This is a genomic window from Ramlibacter sp. WS9 (genome assembly GCF_003797765.1).
Taxonomy (GTDB): Bacteria; Pseudomonadota; Gammaproteobacteria; order Burkholderiales; family Burkholderiaceae_C; genus Ramlibacter.
In genome coordinates this window covers 62,406-78,187 of the sequence record NZ_RKMB01000009.1, presented here as the reverse complement: position 1 = coordinate 78,187, position 15,782 = coordinate 62,406, and the positions used below count along the sequence as shown (strand labels likewise).

The following is a 15,782-nucleotide window of genomic DNA, read 5'->3' as shown; positions in this document are numbered from 1 at the left end:
CCCCGCCGTCCTGATCCCGCCCACGCTGCCCGCGAGTTATTTCCATGAAGGTGGTGGCGTTCATGTCAATGCAGCTTCACGTGCGGTTCGGTGCGTCGAACGATCAGGCGCGCCAGGGTGTCCAGCGCCACCTTCGGAAAGCCGTGCAAGGCCAGCTCGTGCATCTTGTACAGCGAGACATACATCAGCCGGGCGAACAGGCCCTCGACCATCAGGCTGCCGCCGATGAGCCCACCCATCATGTTGCCCACCGTGCTGAATTCACCGAGCGAGACGAGCGAGCCGAAGTCGCGGTAGCGGTACTCGCGCAAGGGCTTGCCGGCCAGGCGGCGCCGGATCTGCCCGGCGATGTGCGAGGCCTGCTGGTGCGCGGCCTGGGCGCGCGGCGGCACCCAACCACCCTTGCCTTGATTGGCTTCGGGCCATGCGCAGGCAGCGCAGTCGCCCATCGCGAAGATGTTCTCGTCACGCGTGCACAGCAGCGTCGGGGCGACCACCAGCTGGTTGATCCGGTTGGTCTCCAGGCCCGCGATGTCCTTCAGGAAATCCGGGGCCTTGACCCCGGCCGCCCACACCACCAACTCGGCCGGCAGCACGCGCCCGTCCGCCAGGCGCACGCCGCCCGGATGGACTTCGGCCACCTTGGCATCCGTGTGCACCTCCACGCCCAGCTTGCGCAACAAGTCCAGCGTCGCCTGCGACAGGCGCGGTGGCAGAGCGGGCAGCACCCGCGGCGCGGCTTCGATCACCGTGACCTTGATGTCCTTGTCCGCATCGACGCGGTCCAGGCCGAATGCCACCACTTCCCGGGTGGTGCGGTGCAGTTCGGCGGCCAGCTCGACCCCGGTGGCGCCCGCGCCGATGATGGCCACGTGCAACTGCTCCGGACGCAAGGGCGTGGATTGTGCATGGGCGCGGATGCAGGCGTTGACCATGCGCGAGTGGAAGCGCAGCGCATCCGCCGCGCATTCCAGCCGCATGGCGTGCTCGCGCACCCCGGGCGTTCCGAAGTCATTGCTCTGGCTGCCCACGGACATGACCAGGGTGTCGTAGCCGAACACACGGCGCGGCGTGACTTCCTGGCCGTCCTCATCGAGGTAGGGCGCCACCAGAACCTCGCGCCGCTCGCGGTCCAGCCCGATCATCTCGCCGACGCGATAACGGAAGTGGTGCCAGTGCGACTGCGCGAGGTAGCCGACTTCGTGCGCGCTCATGTCCATGCTGCCCGAAGCGATTTCATGCAGCTTGGGCTTCCAGACATGCGTGCGCGTCTTCTCGATCAGCGTCACCTCCGCCGTCCCGCGCCGGCCCAGCGTGTTGCCCAGCCGGGTGGCGAGTTCCAGTCCGCCCGCCCCGCCGCCGACGATGACGATGCGGTGTGGCGAAGCGGTGGCTGAACGGGAAGAGGATGCACTCATGCTCGAAGGTTCCGGAAGATGAATCAGCGCGTCGCGGGCAACGGCATGGTCGGGCCGCGCTGGTCGGTGCGCGCCGCGTTCGCTGTCGTGGCCGGCATGTGATGCTCGACCTGGTCGAGTACGGCCTCGGGCTCCTCCGCCTCGGCCTCGGTCTCGTTGTTCAGCTGGCTGTGCATGCGCTTCATGTCCAGGTCACCAGTCCAACGGGCGACGACCACCGTGGCCACGCCATTGCCGATCAGGTTGGTGAGGGCACGTGCCTCGGACATGAAGCGGTCGATGCCCAGGATCAGCGCCAGGCCGGCGACAGGCACGCCGCCCACCGCCGAGAGCGTCGCGGCCAGCACGATGAAGCCGCTGCCGGTGATGCCGGCGGCCCCCTTGGACGTGAGCAGCAGCACGCCCAACAGCGTCAACTGCTGCGTCAGTGACATCGGCGTGTTGGTGGCCTGTGCGATGAACACCGCCGCCATGGTCAGGTAGATCGACGTGCCGTCCAGATTGAACGAATAGCCGGTGGGAATGACGAGGCCCACGACGGACTTGCGTGCGCCCAGGTTCTCCATCTTGGCCATCATGCGCGGCAGCACCGACTCCGACGAGGACGTGCCCAGAACGATCAGGAGTTCTTCCTTGATGTACTTGATGAACTTCCAGATCGAGAAGCCGTGGACCCTGGCGATGAGGCCCAGGACGATGAAGACGAAGAAGAAGCAGGTTGCGTAGAAAGTGCCCATCAGCTTGCCCAGCGAGAGCAGCGAGCCGACACCGTATTTGCCGATGGTGAAGGCCATCGCGCCGAAGGCACCGATCGGGGCCACCTTCATGATGATCCCCACGATAGAGAACAGCACGTGCGAACCCTTCTCGATCAGGTCGAACACCATCGTGCCGCGCCCACCGAACTTGTGCAGCGCAAACCCGAACATCACCGAGAACAGCAGCACCTGCAGGATTTCGCCTTTGGCGAAGGCATCGACGACGGTGTTCGGAATCACGTTGAGCAGGAAATCCGTCGTGCTCTGCATCTTGCCGGGCCCGGTGTAGGCCGCGATGCTCTTCGTGTCGAGAGCATTCGCGTCGACGTTCATCCCCACGCCTGGCCCGACCAGGTTGATGATGACCAACCCGATCACCAGCGCCACGGTGCTGACGACCTCGAAATACAGCAACGCCAGGCCGCCGGTCTTGCCGACCTTCTTCATGTCTTCCATGCCCGCGATCCCCACCACCACCGTGCAGAAGATGATGGGCGCGATGATCATCTTGATCAGCTTGATGAAGCCGTCGCCCAGCGGCTTCATCGCAGCACCCGTCTCCGGGTAGAAGTGGCCCAGCAGCACGCCAATGACGATGGCTGTGATGACCTGGAAATAGAGCGACCTGTAAAAGGGCTTGGGGATCGGGTCTTTGTCCATGATGTCTTCCTGGTTGGTTGGGGTGGGGGCGGCTAGATGCCCGCCGCCTGGGCTTGGCTGTCGGCGTGGTAGCTGGAGCGCACGAGCGGTCCGCAGGCCGCGTGGCTGAATCCCATTTCCTTCGCCTGGCGTGCCAACGTTTCGAACGCCTGGGGCGCTACATAGCGGCGCACCGGCAGGTTGCCCGGGCGCGGTTGCAGGTACTGGCCGACGGTCAACATGTCGACGTCATGCGCGCGCAGGTCGCGCAGGACCTCGAGCACTTCCTCGTCGGTCTCCCCCAGGCCGAGCATCAGGCCCGACTTGGTGAGGACCGAGGGATGCGTCTGCTTGAATTCGCGCAGCAACCGCAGGGAATGTTGATAGTCGGCGCCGGGACGCGCTTCGCGGTACAGGCGCGGCACGGTCTCGAGGTTGTGATTCATCACGTCGGGTGGGCTCTCCTCGAGCGCATGCAGCGCCGCCTCGAGCCGGCCCCGGAAGTCCGGTGTCAGGATTTCGATCTGCGTGCGGGGCGACTGCTCGCGTACGGCGCGAATGCAGGCCGCGAAATGCCCGGCGCCGCCGTCGCGCAGATCGTCGCGGTCCACACTGGTGATGACCACGTACTTCAGGCCGAGCTGCGCGACCGTGCGTGCGAGCTTGAGCGGCTCTTCGCGATCCGGCGGCTGTGGCCTCCCATGCGCCACGTCACAGAAGGGACAGCGCCGCGTGCACAGGTCGCCCAGGACCATGAACGTGGCCGTGCCCTTGCCGAAGCACTCGCCGATGTTGGGGCATGCCGCCTCTTCGCACACCGTGTGCAGGCCCTGCTCGCGCAGCACCTGCTTGACGCCGCGGAAGGTTTCGCTGTGCGACAGGCGCACGCGGATCCAGTCGGGCTTTGGCAGTGCCGCATCCGCTTCCACCTTGATGGGGATGCGGGTCTTGGCGCCGCCTCGCTGCGCTGCGGACGTGACAATCGCATTCATAGCGTGCTCAGTCCGGCGTCCACGTCTTGGCCCGCTGCGCGGCGGCGTCCACCGTGGCGAGTGCGGTCATGTTGACGATGCGTCGCACCGTCGCGGACGGCGTGAGGATGTGGACCGGCCGGTCCGCGCCGAGCAGGATGCCTCCCACCGTGATGCCGCCGCCGGCCGCGATGCGCAGCAGGTTGTACGAGATGTTGGCGGCGTCGACGTTGGGCATGACCAGCACGTTGGCTTCGCCCGCCAGCCCCGAGTCCGGGAACTCGCGATCGAGGATCTCCTTGGACAGCGCCGCGTCGCCTCGCATCTCGCCTTCCACCGCGAGGCTGGGGTCGCGCGCCTTGACCAGCGCCAGGGCCTCGCGCATCTTCACGGCCGCCGGCGCGTTCGAGCTGCCGAAGCTGGAATGCGACAGCAGCGCGACGCTGGGGACGATGCCGAAACGTTTCACGGCTTCCGCCGCCATCAACGCGATCTCGGCGACCTGTTCGGCCGTGGGCTCGATATTGACGTGGGTGTCGCAGATGAACAGCTGGCGGCCGGGCAGCATGAGCATCTGCATGGCCGCGAATGTGCGGCTGCCCTCACGCAAGCCGATCACGTCGCGCACATAGTGCAGGTGATCGGCGTAGCCGCCCACGGTGCCGCACAGCATCGCGTCCGCCTGGCCGCTGCGCACGAGCATGGCACCCAGCAGGGAGCTGCGGCTTCGCATTTCGGTGCGCGCCGCGGCGCGCGAGACGCCGCCGCGGCGGGCGAGCTGGTAGTAGGAATCTGCCGCGCTGCCGTACACCGCGGGATCCAGCAGGTCCACGCATTCGCAATCGACACCAGGCTTCAGGCGCAACCCGAACTTCTCGATGCGCTGGCCGATCACATCGGGCCGGCCCACCAGCAGCGGGCGCGCCAGGCCTTCATCCACCACAACCTGTGCGGCGCGCAGAACCCGCTCGTCTTCGCCTTCCGCGTAGATGACCCGCTTGGGCGCGCGCTTGGCGGCGGCGAACACCGGCTGCATCGCACCGCCCGACTGGTAGACGAACTGGGAGAGGCGCTGGCGGTAGGCCTCCATGTCCGCGATGGGCCGCGTGGCCACACCGCTCATAATCGCGGCTTGGGCGACAGCCGGGGCGACCACTTCGATCAAGCGCGGGTCGAACGGCTTGGGTATCAGGTAGTCGGCGCCGAACCGCAGGCCCACGGCGCCATAGGCCTGGGCGACCACTTCGGGAATTTCCGCATGCGCCAGTTCGGCGATGGCACGCACAGCCGCCAGTTTCATCTCCTCGTTGATGGTGGTGGCGCCAACGTCCAGCGCACCGCGAAAGATGAACGGGAAACAGAGGACGTTGTTGACCTGGTTCGGGTAGTCCGAACGGCCCGTTCCCATGATCGCGTCGGGACGAACTGCCAGCGCGTCTGCCGGCTCGATCTCCGGCGTCGGGTTGGCCATGGCCAGGATGATCGGGTCGCGCGCCATCACCTTGACCATCTCGGGCTTGAGCACGCCGCCGGCCGACAGGCCGAGGAAGATGTCGGCGTCGCCGATGATGTCGGCCAACTTGCGCGCCGACGTTTCCTGCGCGTAGCGGGCCTTGTTCGGGTCCATCTGCTCCTTGCGTCCGGCATAGACCACGCCGGCGCTGTCGGACACGAAAACATTGCGCATCGGCAGGCCGAGGTTGACGATCAGGTCCAGGCAGGCCAGCGCCGCGGCGCCGGCGCCCGACGCCACCAGCTTGACTTCCTTGATGTCCTTCTTGACCAGCCGCAGTGCGTTCAGGATGGCGGCCGCCGCCACGATGGCCGTGCCGTGCTGGTCGTCGTGGAACACCGGAATCTTCATGCGCTCGCGCAGCTTCTTCTCGATGTAGAAGCACTCGGGCGCCTTGATGTCTTCCAGGTTGATGCCGCCGAAAGTCGGCTCCATCCGTGCGATGGTGTCGATCAGCTTGTCCGGGTCGAGCTCGTCCAGTTCGATATCGAACACATCGATGCCGGCGAACTTCTTGAACAGGCACCCCTTGCCCTCCATCACCGGCTTGCCGGCCAGCGCGCCGATGTTGCCCAAACCCAGCACCGCCGTGCCGTTGGTGATCACGGCCACCAGGTTGTTGCGAGCCGTGAGGTTGCCCGCCTCGCGCGGATCCTCGGCAATGGCCAGGCAAGCCTCGGCGACGCCGGGCGAATAGGCAAGGCCCAGGTCACGCTGGGTGGCCATCGCCTTGGTAGGCGTCACCGAGATCTTGCCCGGCGTCGGGTAGCGGTGGTAGTCGAGGGCGTCTTGGCGCAAGCTGTCTGACATATCTTGTCTCCGTGATGGGGTTGGTATCGGTATCAGTTGGTCGCCGAGGTCGCTGGTTGGGCGACCGTGTCGCCCAGCCACTCGCGCAGCGCATTCAGCAACGCCTGGGGCTCGTCGGCATGCACCCAGTGCCCGGCATCGGCGATGTGCTGCAGCCGCGCGCGGGGGAAAAGTCGGACGATGCCTTCGCGCGATTCGGCGCGGACGTAATCGGAATGCTCTCCGGCAATGAACAAGGACGGCCCCGGGTAGTGCCGGCGCAGCAACTGCTGCGGGAAACCGCACAGGTCGCGCATGCAAACGGCCGTGGCCATGAGGTTCAGGCGCCAATCGAATCGCTCGTCCTGCCGCTGCAGGTTCTGCATCAGGAAGTCGACGGGCGCATCGCCACCGAGGTGGCTGGCCAAGGTCTGCCGGATCTCCCTGCGGCTGGTGGCGGCCGCGACATCGAGCCCGCGCATGGCGGCGACATAGGGCGAGAACTGGTCCGCGTAACTCTCGGGCGCGATGTCGATCACGGCGATGCCCGCGATCGCGTGCGGATGCTCGAGTGCCAGGGCCATGGCCGTCTTGCCGCCCATGCTGTGCCCGATCACCACCGGCCGCTGCAGGCGTTCGCGGTCGATCAACGCCAGGACGTCGTGCGCCATCTCCGGATACGACATGGTCTCGGCCCAGGGCGATGCGCCATGGTTGCGCGCATCGGGCATATAGAGCCGGTAGGTGTCGGCCAAGGCTCGTGCGATCGGCGCCCAGTTGCGGCCGGCGCCGAAAAGGCCGTGCAGGATCACGACGGGCGGGCCGTCGCCGATCGCTTCGAACGCCAACTTGACGGACATGGTGGTGCGGCCCCTACTTCTTCTTTTGCGGCGGCAAATCGGTGCACACGCCTTCGAACAGTTCGGCGGTCATGCCGATCGATTCGCCGAGGGTCGGATGCGGATGGATGGTCTTGCCGATGTCGGCGGGCTCGCACCCCATCTCCACCGCCAGGCACACCTCGCTGATCAGGTCACCGGCATGGGTGCCGACGATGCCGCCACCGATCACGCGGTGCGTCGCCTCGTCGAACAGGAGCTTGGTGAAGCCTTCGTCGCGGCCATTGGCGATGGCGCGTCCGGACGCGGCCCAGGGAAACACCGCCTTGCCGAACTTGATGCCTTCGGCCTTGCATTGCTCTTCGGTCTTGCCGGCCCAGGCGATCTCCGGGTCCGTGTACGCGACCGAGGGAATCTGGCGTGCGTCGAACGAGGATGGCTCACCGTGGGCGACCTCGGCCGCCACATGGGCCTCATGCACGGCCTTGTGCGCCAGCATTGGTTGCCCGACGATGTCGCCGATGGCGAAGATGTGAGGCACGTTGGTGCGCATCTGCCGATCGACGTTGATGAAGCCGCGGTCGGTCACCGCGACGCCGGCCTTGTCTGCGCCGATCTTGTTGCCGTTGGGGCTGCGGCCCACGGCCACCAGCACCAGGTCGTAAAGCTGCGCCTCCTTGGGTGCCTTCTCGCCTTCGAAGCTCACTTCGATGCCTGCCTTCGTCGCCTTGGCGCCGACAGTCTTGGTCTTGAGCATCACGTGGCCGAAGCGCGGCGCGTTGAACTTTTCCCAGACCTTGACGAGGTCGCGGTCGGCGCCCGGCATCAGCCCGTCGAGCATCTCGACCACGTCGATGCGGGTGCCCAGCGTCGAATACACCGTGGCCATCTCCAGCCCGATGATGCCGCCGCCCACCACCAGCATTCGCTTGGGGATGGACTTGAGCAGCAAGGCCCCGGTGGAGTCGACGATGCGCTCGTCCTTGGGCATGAAGGGCAGCTGCACCGCCTGGCTGCCCGCCGCGATGATGGCCTTGGCGAACTTCACGACCGTCTTCTTGTCACCACCGGCCGAAGACACCTCCAGGTGGTGCGGATCGAGGAAGCTGCCCACTCCGGTGAGCACTTCCACCTTGCGCGCCTTGGCCATGCCGGCCAGGCCACCGGTGAGCTTCTTGATGACGCCGTCCTTGAATCCGCGCAGCTTGTCGATGTCGATCTCAGGCGGGCCGTACTTGATGCCGTGGTCAGGCAGGTGCGCAACTTCGTCCATGACGGATGCGGTGTGCAGCAGCGCCTTGGAGGGGATGCAGCCGACGTTCAAGCAGACACCGCCGAGCGTGGCATAGCGCTCGACCAGCACGGTCTTCATGCCGAGGTCGGCGCTGCGGAACGCCGCGGAGTAGCCGCCGGGGCCTGCGCCGAGGACCAGCACTTCGCATTCGACGTCGGCCTTGCCGGCGTAGCTGGAGGCGGCGGGCGCCGGAGCACCCTCACCCCCCGCCCTCTCCCGCGCGGCGGGAGAGGGAGCCTGAATTGCCCCCTCGCCCCTTTGGGGAGAGGGCTGGGGTGAGGGGCTGGCTGCCGCCGCTTCCACGACCAGCAACACCGATCCCTCACTGACCTTGTCATTCACCTTGACCTTGATCTCCTTGATCACGCCGGCATGCGTAGACGGGATCTCCATCGAGGCCTTGTCCGACTCGACCATGACCAGGCCGGTATCGACGGCAATGGTCTCGCCGACCTTCACCATCACCTCGATCACCGCGACATCCTTGAAGTCGCCGATGTCGGGGACTTTCACTTCCACGAGTTGTGCTGCCATTTTGTTTTGAGCCTTAGAACATCACGCGACGCATGTCGGCGAGCAGGTTGGCGAAGTGAACGTTGAAGCGGGCCGCGGCGGCGCCGTCGATCACGCGGTGGTCCCATGACAGCGACAGCGGCAGCGTCAGGCGCGACGTGTAGGTCTTGCCGTCGCTGGAGTGCTGATTCCAGTAGCTCTTGCAAACGCCCATGATCGCCACCTCGGGCGCATTGATGATGGGCGTGAAGTACCTGCCGCCGATGCCCCCCAGCGAGGAGATCGTGAAGGTTCCGCCCTGCATCTGGTCGGGCTTCAATTTGCCATCACGCGCCAGCTTGGCCAGCTCGCCCATCTCCTTGGCGATCTCCGGCACGCTCTTCTTGTCCGAGTCGCGGATCACCGGCACCATCAAGCCGTTGGGCGTGTCGGCGGCAAAGCCGATGTGCCAGTAGTTCTTCAGCACCAGGGCGTCGCCATCGAGGCTCGCGTTGAATTCGGGGAATTTCTTCAGCGTGGCCACGGCGGCCTTGATCATGAAGGGCAGCATGCTGATCTTCACGCCCGACTTGTCCAGCTCCTTGTTCATCTGGACGCGGAACTGCTCGAGATCGGTGATGTCGGCCTCGTCGTGCGTGGTGACGTGTGGAATGACCACCCAGTTGCGATGCAGGTTGGCGGCCGAGATCTTCTTGATGCGGCTCTGTTCCTTGCGCTCGATCGGCCCGAACTTGGCGAAGTCGACCTTGGGCCAGGGCAGCAGGTCCAATCCACCGCCGCCACCGCCGGAAGCCGCTGCCGCCTTGGCCGGTGTGGCCGCTGCAGCCGCCGCCACGCCGCCGTTCTTGGCAAACGCCTCGACGTCTTCACGCACGATGCGTCCATGAGCGCCGCTACCCTTCACGCGGCCCAGGTCCACGCTCAGTTCGCGCGCCAGCTTGCGCACCGCCGGCCCGGCGTAAGCCAAAGCAAACGCCTTCTCGTCGATGCCTGCCTTCGCTCCATCTGTCGCAGCTGGGGCAGCAGCGGTTTTCGCTCCCTCTCCCGCAGCAGCGGGAGAGGGCTGGGGTGAGGGTGCACTCACCGCCCCCGTCGACAGCATGATGATGACGCTGCCCTCCGAAACCTTGTCCCCCAGCTTGACGCGGATCTCCTGCACCACCCCGCCCAGCGGCGCGGGTACGTCCATCGTCGCCTTGTCCGATTCGAGCGACATCAGCGGGTCCTCGGCCTTCACCGTGTCGCCCACCTTCACGAAGATCTCAATCACCGGCACGTCCTTGAACTCGCCGATGTCGGGCACGCGCACCTCGGCCAGCCCGGCCGGCGCGCTGACGGGCGCGGGCGCGGCACTGACACTGGGCTTGGCGGCCTCGGCGGGGGCAGCGGCTGTAGCAGCACCGGCCGCGCCATTGAACTGCATCACCACACTGCCCTGGCTGACCTTGTCGCCGACCTTGACGTTGATGGCCTTCACCACGCCGCCGTGCGGCGCGGGCACGTCCATCGTGGCCTTGTCGGATTCGAGCGAGAGCAGCGGGTCCTCGGCCTTCACCGTGTCGCCGACCTTCACGAAGATCTCGATCACGGGCACGTCCTTGAAGTCACCGATGTCGGGCACCGGGATGTCTGTTAGTTGACTCATTTGTTGTCCTTGGATTCAGTTCGCCATGACGCCGCATTCACCTGCAAGGCTCGAAAGCCGCGATGGAACACGTGGGCCGCCGCGGAACCGGCTTCGCCGGGCCGCTGGCGGCGCCCCCTGGGGGGAGGCGCCGCAGGCGCATCGGGGGGGGTCATTTTTTTCAAACGGTCCATGGCGCGGCGCGCTCGGTGTCCAGGCCGTACTTGGCGATGGCTTCCGCCACGACCTGCGGCTTGATCGCGCCTTCGTCGGCCAGCGCCTTGAGCGCAGCGACGGCCACGTAGTGGCGGTCCACCTCGAAGAACTTGCGCAGCTTCACGCGGTAGTCGCTGCGACCGAAGCCGTCCGTGCCCAGCACCGCGAAGCGCCGTCCCGCCGCCTGCACGTACTCGCGCACCTGGTCGGCGTAGCTGCGCATGTAGTCGGTGGATGCGATCACCGGGCCTTCGTGGCCTTCCAGGCAGGATTCGACCCAGCTCTTGCGCGGCGCCTCGGTCGGGTGCAGCAGGTTCCAGCGCGCAGCGGCCATGCCGTCGCGGCGCAGTTCGTTGAAGCTGGTGGCGCTCCAGATGTCGGCCGTGACGTTGAAGTCGGTCTTGAGCAACTCCGCCGCGGCGATCACTTCGCGCAGGATGGTGCCGCTTCCCATCAGCTGCACACGCAGGCCCTTCTTGGCCGTCTTGCCGCCGTCCTTGAGCTTGTAGAGGCCCTTGAGGATGCCGGCTTCCGCGCCCTCCCCCGCTTCAGCAAGGCCGGGGTGCGGGTAGTTCTCGTTCATCAGCGTGAGGTAGTAGAAGACGTCCTGCTGCTCTTCGTACATGCGGCGCATGCCCTCGCGCACGATCACCACCACCTCGTAGGCGAAGGTCGGGTCGTAGGAGATGCAGTTGGGAATCGTGGCGGCCAGCAGGTGGCTGTGGCCGTCTTCGTGCTGCAGGCCTTCGCCATTGAGCGTGGTGCGCCCGGCCGTGCCGCCCAGCAGGAAGCCGCGGGCGCGGATGTCACCCGCCAGCCAAGCCAGGTCGCCGACCCGCTGCAGGCCGAACATCGAGTAGTAGATGTAGAACGGGATCATCGGCACGTTGTTCGTGCTGTACGAGGTGGCCGCCACGATCCAGCTGGACATCGCGCCGCCCTCGTTGATGCCCTCCTGCAGCACCTGCCCGTCCTTGGATTCGCGGTAGTACATCAGCTGGTCGGCGTCCTGTGGCTTGTACAGCTGGCCGAGCGACGAATAGATGCCCAGCTGGCGGAACATGCCTTCCATGCCGAAGGTGCGCGACTCGTCGGGCACGATGGGAACGATGTGCTTGCCGATCACCTTGTCGCGCACCAGCGTGCCCAGCATCTGCACGAAGGCCATGGTGGTGGAGATCTCGCGCTCCGCGGAGCTGGCCAGCAGGCGCTGGAATGTGTCCAGCGGCGGGATCGCCAGTGCGGCCGACTTCTGGCGGCGCTGCGGCAGGTAGCCGCCCAGGGCCTCGCGGCGGGCCCGCAGGTACTTCATCTCGGGGCTGTCCTCGGGCAGCTTGATGAAGGGGATCTTCGGCAGGTCTTCGTCAGACACCGGAATCTGGAAGCGGTCGCGAAATCCGCGCAGCGCATCCTGCGTCATCTTCTTGGCCTGGTGCGCGATCATCTGGCCTTCGCCCGATTCGCCCATGCCGTAGCCCTTGACGGTCTTGGGCAAGATGAGGGTGGGCTGGCCGGTGTGCTTGACGGCGGCAGCGTAGGCGGCGAAGACCTTCTCCGGGTCGTGGCCGCCGCGCGTCAGGCCCCAGATCTCGTCGTCGCTCATGTCGGCGACCAGCACCTTCAGTTCTTCGTACTTGCCGAAGAAGTGCTCACGCACATAGGCGCCGCTCTTGCTCTTGAAGTCCTGGTATTCGCCGTCCACGCACTCTTCCATGCGCTTGAGCAAGAGGCCGCTCTTGTCCTTGGCGAGCAGCTTGTCCCAGCCCGTGCCCCACAGCACCTTGATGACATTCCAGCCGGCGCCGCGGAACACCGACTCGAGCTCCTGCACGATCTTGCCGTTGCCGCGCACCGGGCCGTCGAGCCGCTGCAGATTGCAGTTGATGACGAAGATCAGGTTGTCCAGGCCCTCGCGGCCGGCCAGCGAGATCGCGCCCAGCGATTCGGGCTCGTCCATCTCGCCGTCGCCCATGAAGGCCCAGACCTTGCGCGGCGAGGTGTCCGCGAGGCCACGGCCCTGCAGGTACTTCAGGAAGCGCGCCTGGTAGATCGCCATCAGCGGGCCCAGGCCCATCGACACCGTGGGGAACTGCCAGAAGTCGGGCATCAGCCACGGATGCGGATAGGAGGGAAGCCCCAAGCCTTCGGTCTCCTGCCGATAGCCGAGCAGTTGCTGCTCGGTCAAGCGTCCTTCGAGGAACGCGCGGGCATAGATGCCGGGCGAGCAGTGGCCCTGGATATAGAGCAGGTCGCCGCCGTGCTGCTCAGTGGGCGCGTGCCAGAAGTGGCCGAAGCCGATGTCGTACAGGGTGGCTGCCGACTGGAAGCTGGCGATGTGGCCTCCGAGCTCGGACGAATCCTTGTTGGCGCGCAGGATGATCGCCATCGCGTTCCAGCGGATGATGGAGCGCAGGCGGTGTTCGATCTCGCGGTCGCCGGGCGACTTCGCCTGGTCTTGCGGCTCGATCGTGTTCTTGTACGCCGTGTTCAGCGAGCGCGGCACGTACACGCCATCTTGCCGGGCCAGGTCGACCAGGCGGTTGACGAGATGGTTGGTGCGCTGCGGGCCGCGATGCTGCGCAACGGCGCGCAATGCATCGACCCACTCGGTGGTCTCGATCGGATCGAGATCGTCGTTCACATTCATTTCGTCTCCTTTTTGGTCTGGCGTATGTCGCTTCACCCGCCACACGCATGCCAAGTAGTTCGCAATCGGCATGCCAGGGCGTGTGGAGGGGTTGACTCGTTGCTAAGTCCTTGTTTTCTCAGGACATTCACAGTCCCAGCGGGTGGGACCCTGAACGAAGTGCCGGAATGACGCCGCGTGCGGCGTATGGTTTGTCGCGCGCGTGATTGCGGGTTACTACGGAGGCGCGCTACGCAAGCTCATCCGCACCGGCCCGGATCTTCGAGAGCACGGAAGTCGCCGTGCGGCTGGACCATTCCGATGCGCAATCCACTGAAGCCAGCGCCGACATGTTGACGATGCGCCGGACGGTGGCCGTGGGCGTGAGGATGTGGGCCGGCTTGGCCAGGCCCAGCAGGATGGGCCCCACGGTGATGCCGTGGCCCGCAGTGGCCTTGAGCACATTGAATGTGATGTTGGCCGCGTCCAGTGTGGGCATCACCAACAAGTTGGCGTCACGCGAGAGGGCCGAACCCGGATGCATTTGGTCCAGCAATTCCTTGGACAGGGCCGCATCGCCGTGCATCTCGCCTTCGACTTCGAAGCGGGGCTTGAGCGAGCGGATCAACTCGAGCGCGCGGCGCATCTTGCGCGCACTGGGCGTGTCGTCGCTGCCGAAGCTCGAATGCGACAGCAGGGCCACGTGCGGCACCACGCCGAAGCGGCGAACTTCGTCGGCAGCCAGCACGACGATCTCGGCGAGCTGCTGCGGGCTCGGATCGTAGTTGACGTGGGTGTCGCAGATGAACAGCGTGCGCTCGGCCAGCATCAGCATGTTCATCGCCCCCAGTGTCTCGACGCCCGGACGTTGCCCGATGACGTCGCCCACAACGTCGAGGTGGCCGCGAAAGCCGCCCCACATGCCGCACAGCAAGGCATCGGCCTCGCCGCGGTGCACCAGCATCGCGGCCAGCACCGTGGGATTGCGGCGCAACGCGGACTCGGCCGCGAGCGGCGTGACGCCCTTCAGTCGCGTGAGCTGGTAGTAGGCTTGGGCGGCCTGCGGCAGGCGGGGGTCGGTATCGGGATCGACCAACTCGAAGTCGCGGCCCGGCGCCAGGCGCAACCCGTAGTCCTGGATGCGCTGTTCCACCACCGACGGGCGGCCCACGAGGATCGGCCACGCCAGGCCCTCATCGACGACGATCTGCACCGCGCGCAGCACGCGTTCGTCTTCGCCCTCGGCATAGACCACGCGCTTGGGCGCTTTTTGCGCGGCGGCGAACACCGGCTGCATGGCCGAGCCCGAGCGGTAGACGAACCGCGCGAGGCCGGCGCGGTAGGCCTCCATGTCGGCGATGGGTCGCGTGGCGACACCCGAGTCCATGGCGGCCCGCGCCACGGCGGGCGCCACTGCTTCGATCAGCCGAGGATCAAAGGGCTTGGGGATCAGGTAATCGCGGCCGAAGCGCAGGCCCGCGCCACCGTAGGCCTTGGCCACGGATTCCGGGATTTCGGCGTGGGCCAGGTCGGCGATGGCGCGCACTGTCGCCAGCTTCATTTCCTCATTGATGGTCGTGGCGCCGACGTCCAGCGCGCCGCGGAAGATGAAGGGAAAGCACAGCACGTTGTTGATCTGGTTCGGATAGTCCGAACGCCCGGTCCCCAGGATCGCGTCGGGACGCGCCCCCACCGCCGCTTCGGGGCTGATCTCCGGGTCCGGGTTGGCCATCGCCAGGATGATCGGGTCGCGCGCCATGGTCTTGACCATCTCGGGCTTGAGCACACCGGCGGAAGAAAGGCCCAGGAACAAATCGGCGCCCTCGCAGGCATCGGCCAGGGTGCGAGCGCGGGTTTCCTGCGCGTAGCCCGCCTTGCTGGCGTCCATCCCTTCACGGCCGGCGAACAACACGCCCTTGCTGTCGACCACAAGAACGTTGCTGCGCTTCAGGCCCAGGCTGACGATCAGGTCCAGGCACGCGATGGCCGCGGCGCCGGCGCCGGAGCACACCAGCTTGACCTCGGCAATGTCCTTCTTGACCAGCCGCAGCGCGTTCAGGATCGCTGCCGCCGCCACGATGGCCGTGCCGTGCTGGTCGTCATGGAACACCGGGATCTTCATGCGCTCGCGCAGCTTCTTCTCGATGTAGAAGCACTCGGGCGCCTTGATGTCTTCCAGGTTGATGCCGCCGAAAGTCGGCTCCATCCGTGCGATGGTGTCGATCAGCTTGTCCGGATCGAGCTCGTCCAGTTCGATGTCGAACACGTCGATGCCCGCGAACTTCTTGAACAGGCAGCCCTTGCCTTCCATCACCGGCTTGCCGGCGAGCGCGCCGATGTTGCCCAGGCCCAGAACGGCCGTGCCGTTGGTGATGACAGCGACCAGGTTGTTGCGGGCCGTGAGGTTGCCCGCCTCGCGCGGATCCTCGGCGATGGCCAGGCAGGCTTCAGCCACGCCCGGCGAATACGCCAGCCCCAGGTCGCGCTGGGTGGCCATCGCCTTGGTGGGCGTCACCGAGATCTTGCCCGGCGTCGGGTAGCGGTGGTAATCGAGGGCGTCTTGCTTCAGTGTGTCACTCATG

The 15,782-nt window shown here is 66.1% G+C and carries 9 protein-coding genes; all 9 read right to left on the bottom strand.

Going from position 1 to position 15,782, the window contains the following annotated elements:
- Positions 1 to 65 precede the first annotated feature (65 nt).
- Entirely contained in the window at positions 66 to 1,418 is a 1,353-nt protein-coding gene (locus tag EEB15_RS15195; RefSeq protein ID WP_141510718.1) for an NAD(P)/FAD-dependent oxidoreductase, read from the bottom strand.
- A gap of 23 nt (positions 1,419 to 1,441) precedes the next feature.
- Positions 1,442 to 2,836 (bottom strand): dicarboxylate/amino acid:cation symporter, encoded by a 1,395-nt coding sequence (locus EEB15_RS15190; protein ID WP_141510717.1) that lies wholly within the window; start codon positions 2,834 to 2,836, stop codon positions 1,442 to 1,444.
- Between the two features lie 32 nt (positions 2,837 to 2,868).
- Positions 2,869 to 3,807, bottom strand: coding sequence for a lipoyl synthase (lipA, locus tag EEB15_RS15185; protein ID WP_141510716.1), 939 nt, complete (start codon positions 3,805 to 3,807; stop codon positions 2,869 to 2,871).
- A gap of 7 nt (positions 3,808 to 3,814) precedes the next feature.
- Positions 3,815 to 6,109, bottom strand: a complete 2,295-nt coding sequence (locus tag EEB15_RS15180; RefSeq protein WP_141510715.1) for an NADP-dependent malic enzyme — start codon at positions 6,107 to 6,109, stop codon at positions 3,815 to 3,817.
- A 32-nt stretch (positions 6,110 to 6,141) separates the two neighbouring features.
- Positions 6,142 to 6,948: an alpha/beta fold hydrolase gene (locus EEB15_RS15175; RefSeq protein WP_141510714.1), complete on the bottom strand. Its 807-nt coding sequence runs from the start codon at positions 6,946 to 6,948 to the stop codon at positions 6,142 to 6,144.
- Between the two features lie 13 nt (positions 6,949 to 6,961).
- Entirely contained in the window at positions 6,962 to 8,755 is a 1,794-nt protein-coding gene (gene lpdA / locus EEB15_RS15170; protein ID WP_141510713.1) for a dihydrolipoyl dehydrogenase, read from the bottom strand.
- 13 nt (positions 8,756 to 8,768) lie between these two features.
- Entirely contained in the window at positions 8,769 to 10,379 is a 1,611-nt protein-coding gene (gene aceF, locus EEB15_RS15165; protein ID WP_141510712.1) for a dihydrolipoyllysine-residue acetyltransferase, read from the bottom strand.
- A 160-nt stretch (positions 10,380 to 10,539) separates the two neighbouring features.
- Positions 10,540 to 13,221, bottom strand: coding sequence for a pyruvate dehydrogenase (acetyl-transferring), homodimeric type (gene aceE / locus EEB15_RS15160; RefSeq protein WP_141510711.1), 2,682 nt, complete (start codon positions 13,219 to 13,221; stop codon positions 10,540 to 10,542).
- Between the two features lie 229 nt (positions 13,222 to 13,450).
- Positions 13,451 to 15,781 (bottom strand): NADP-dependent malic enzyme, encoded by a 2,331-nt coding sequence (locus EEB15_RS15155; RefSeq protein WP_141510710.1) that lies wholly within the window; start codon positions 15,779 to 15,781, stop codon positions 13,451 to 13,453.
- Position 15,782 lies beyond the last annotated feature (1 nt).

Excerpts from the sequence above, each read along its gene's own strand:
- EEB15_RS15195 (WP_141510718.1), bottom strand. The coding sequence starts at position 1,418 with ATGAGTGCATCCTCTTCCCGTTCAGCCACCGCTTCGCCACACCGCATC.
- EEB15_RS15190 (WP_141510717.1), bottom strand. The coding sequence starts at position 2,836 with ATGGACAAAGACCCGATCCCCAAGCCCTTTTACAGGTCGCTCTATTTC.
- lipA (WP_141510716.1), bottom strand. The coding sequence starts at position 3,807 with ATGAATGCGATTGTCACGTCCGCAGCGCAGCGAGGCGGCGCCAAGACC.
- EEB15_RS15180 (WP_141510715.1), bottom strand. The coding sequence starts at position 6,109 with ATGTCAGACAGCTTGCGCCAAGACGCCCTCGACTACCACCGCTACCCG.
- EEB15_RS15175 (WP_141510714.1), bottom strand. The coding sequence starts at position 6,948 with ATGTCCGTCAAGTTGGCGTTCGAAGCGATCGGCGACGGCCCGCCCGTC.
- lpdA (WP_141510713.1), bottom strand. The coding sequence starts at position 8,755 with ATGGCAGCACAACTCGTGGAAGTGAAAGTCCCCGACATCGGCGACTTC.
- aceF (WP_141510712.1), bottom strand. The coding sequence starts at position 10,379 with ATGAGTCAACTAACAGACATCCCGGTGCCCGACATCGGTGACTTCAAG.
- aceE (WP_141510711.1), bottom strand. The coding sequence starts at position 13,221 with ATGAATGTGAACGACGATCTCGATCCGATCGAGACCACCGAGTGGGTC.
- EEB15_RS15155 (WP_141510710.1), bottom strand. The coding sequence starts at position 15,781 with ATGAGTGACACACTGAAGCAAGACGCCCTCGATTACCACCGCTACCCG.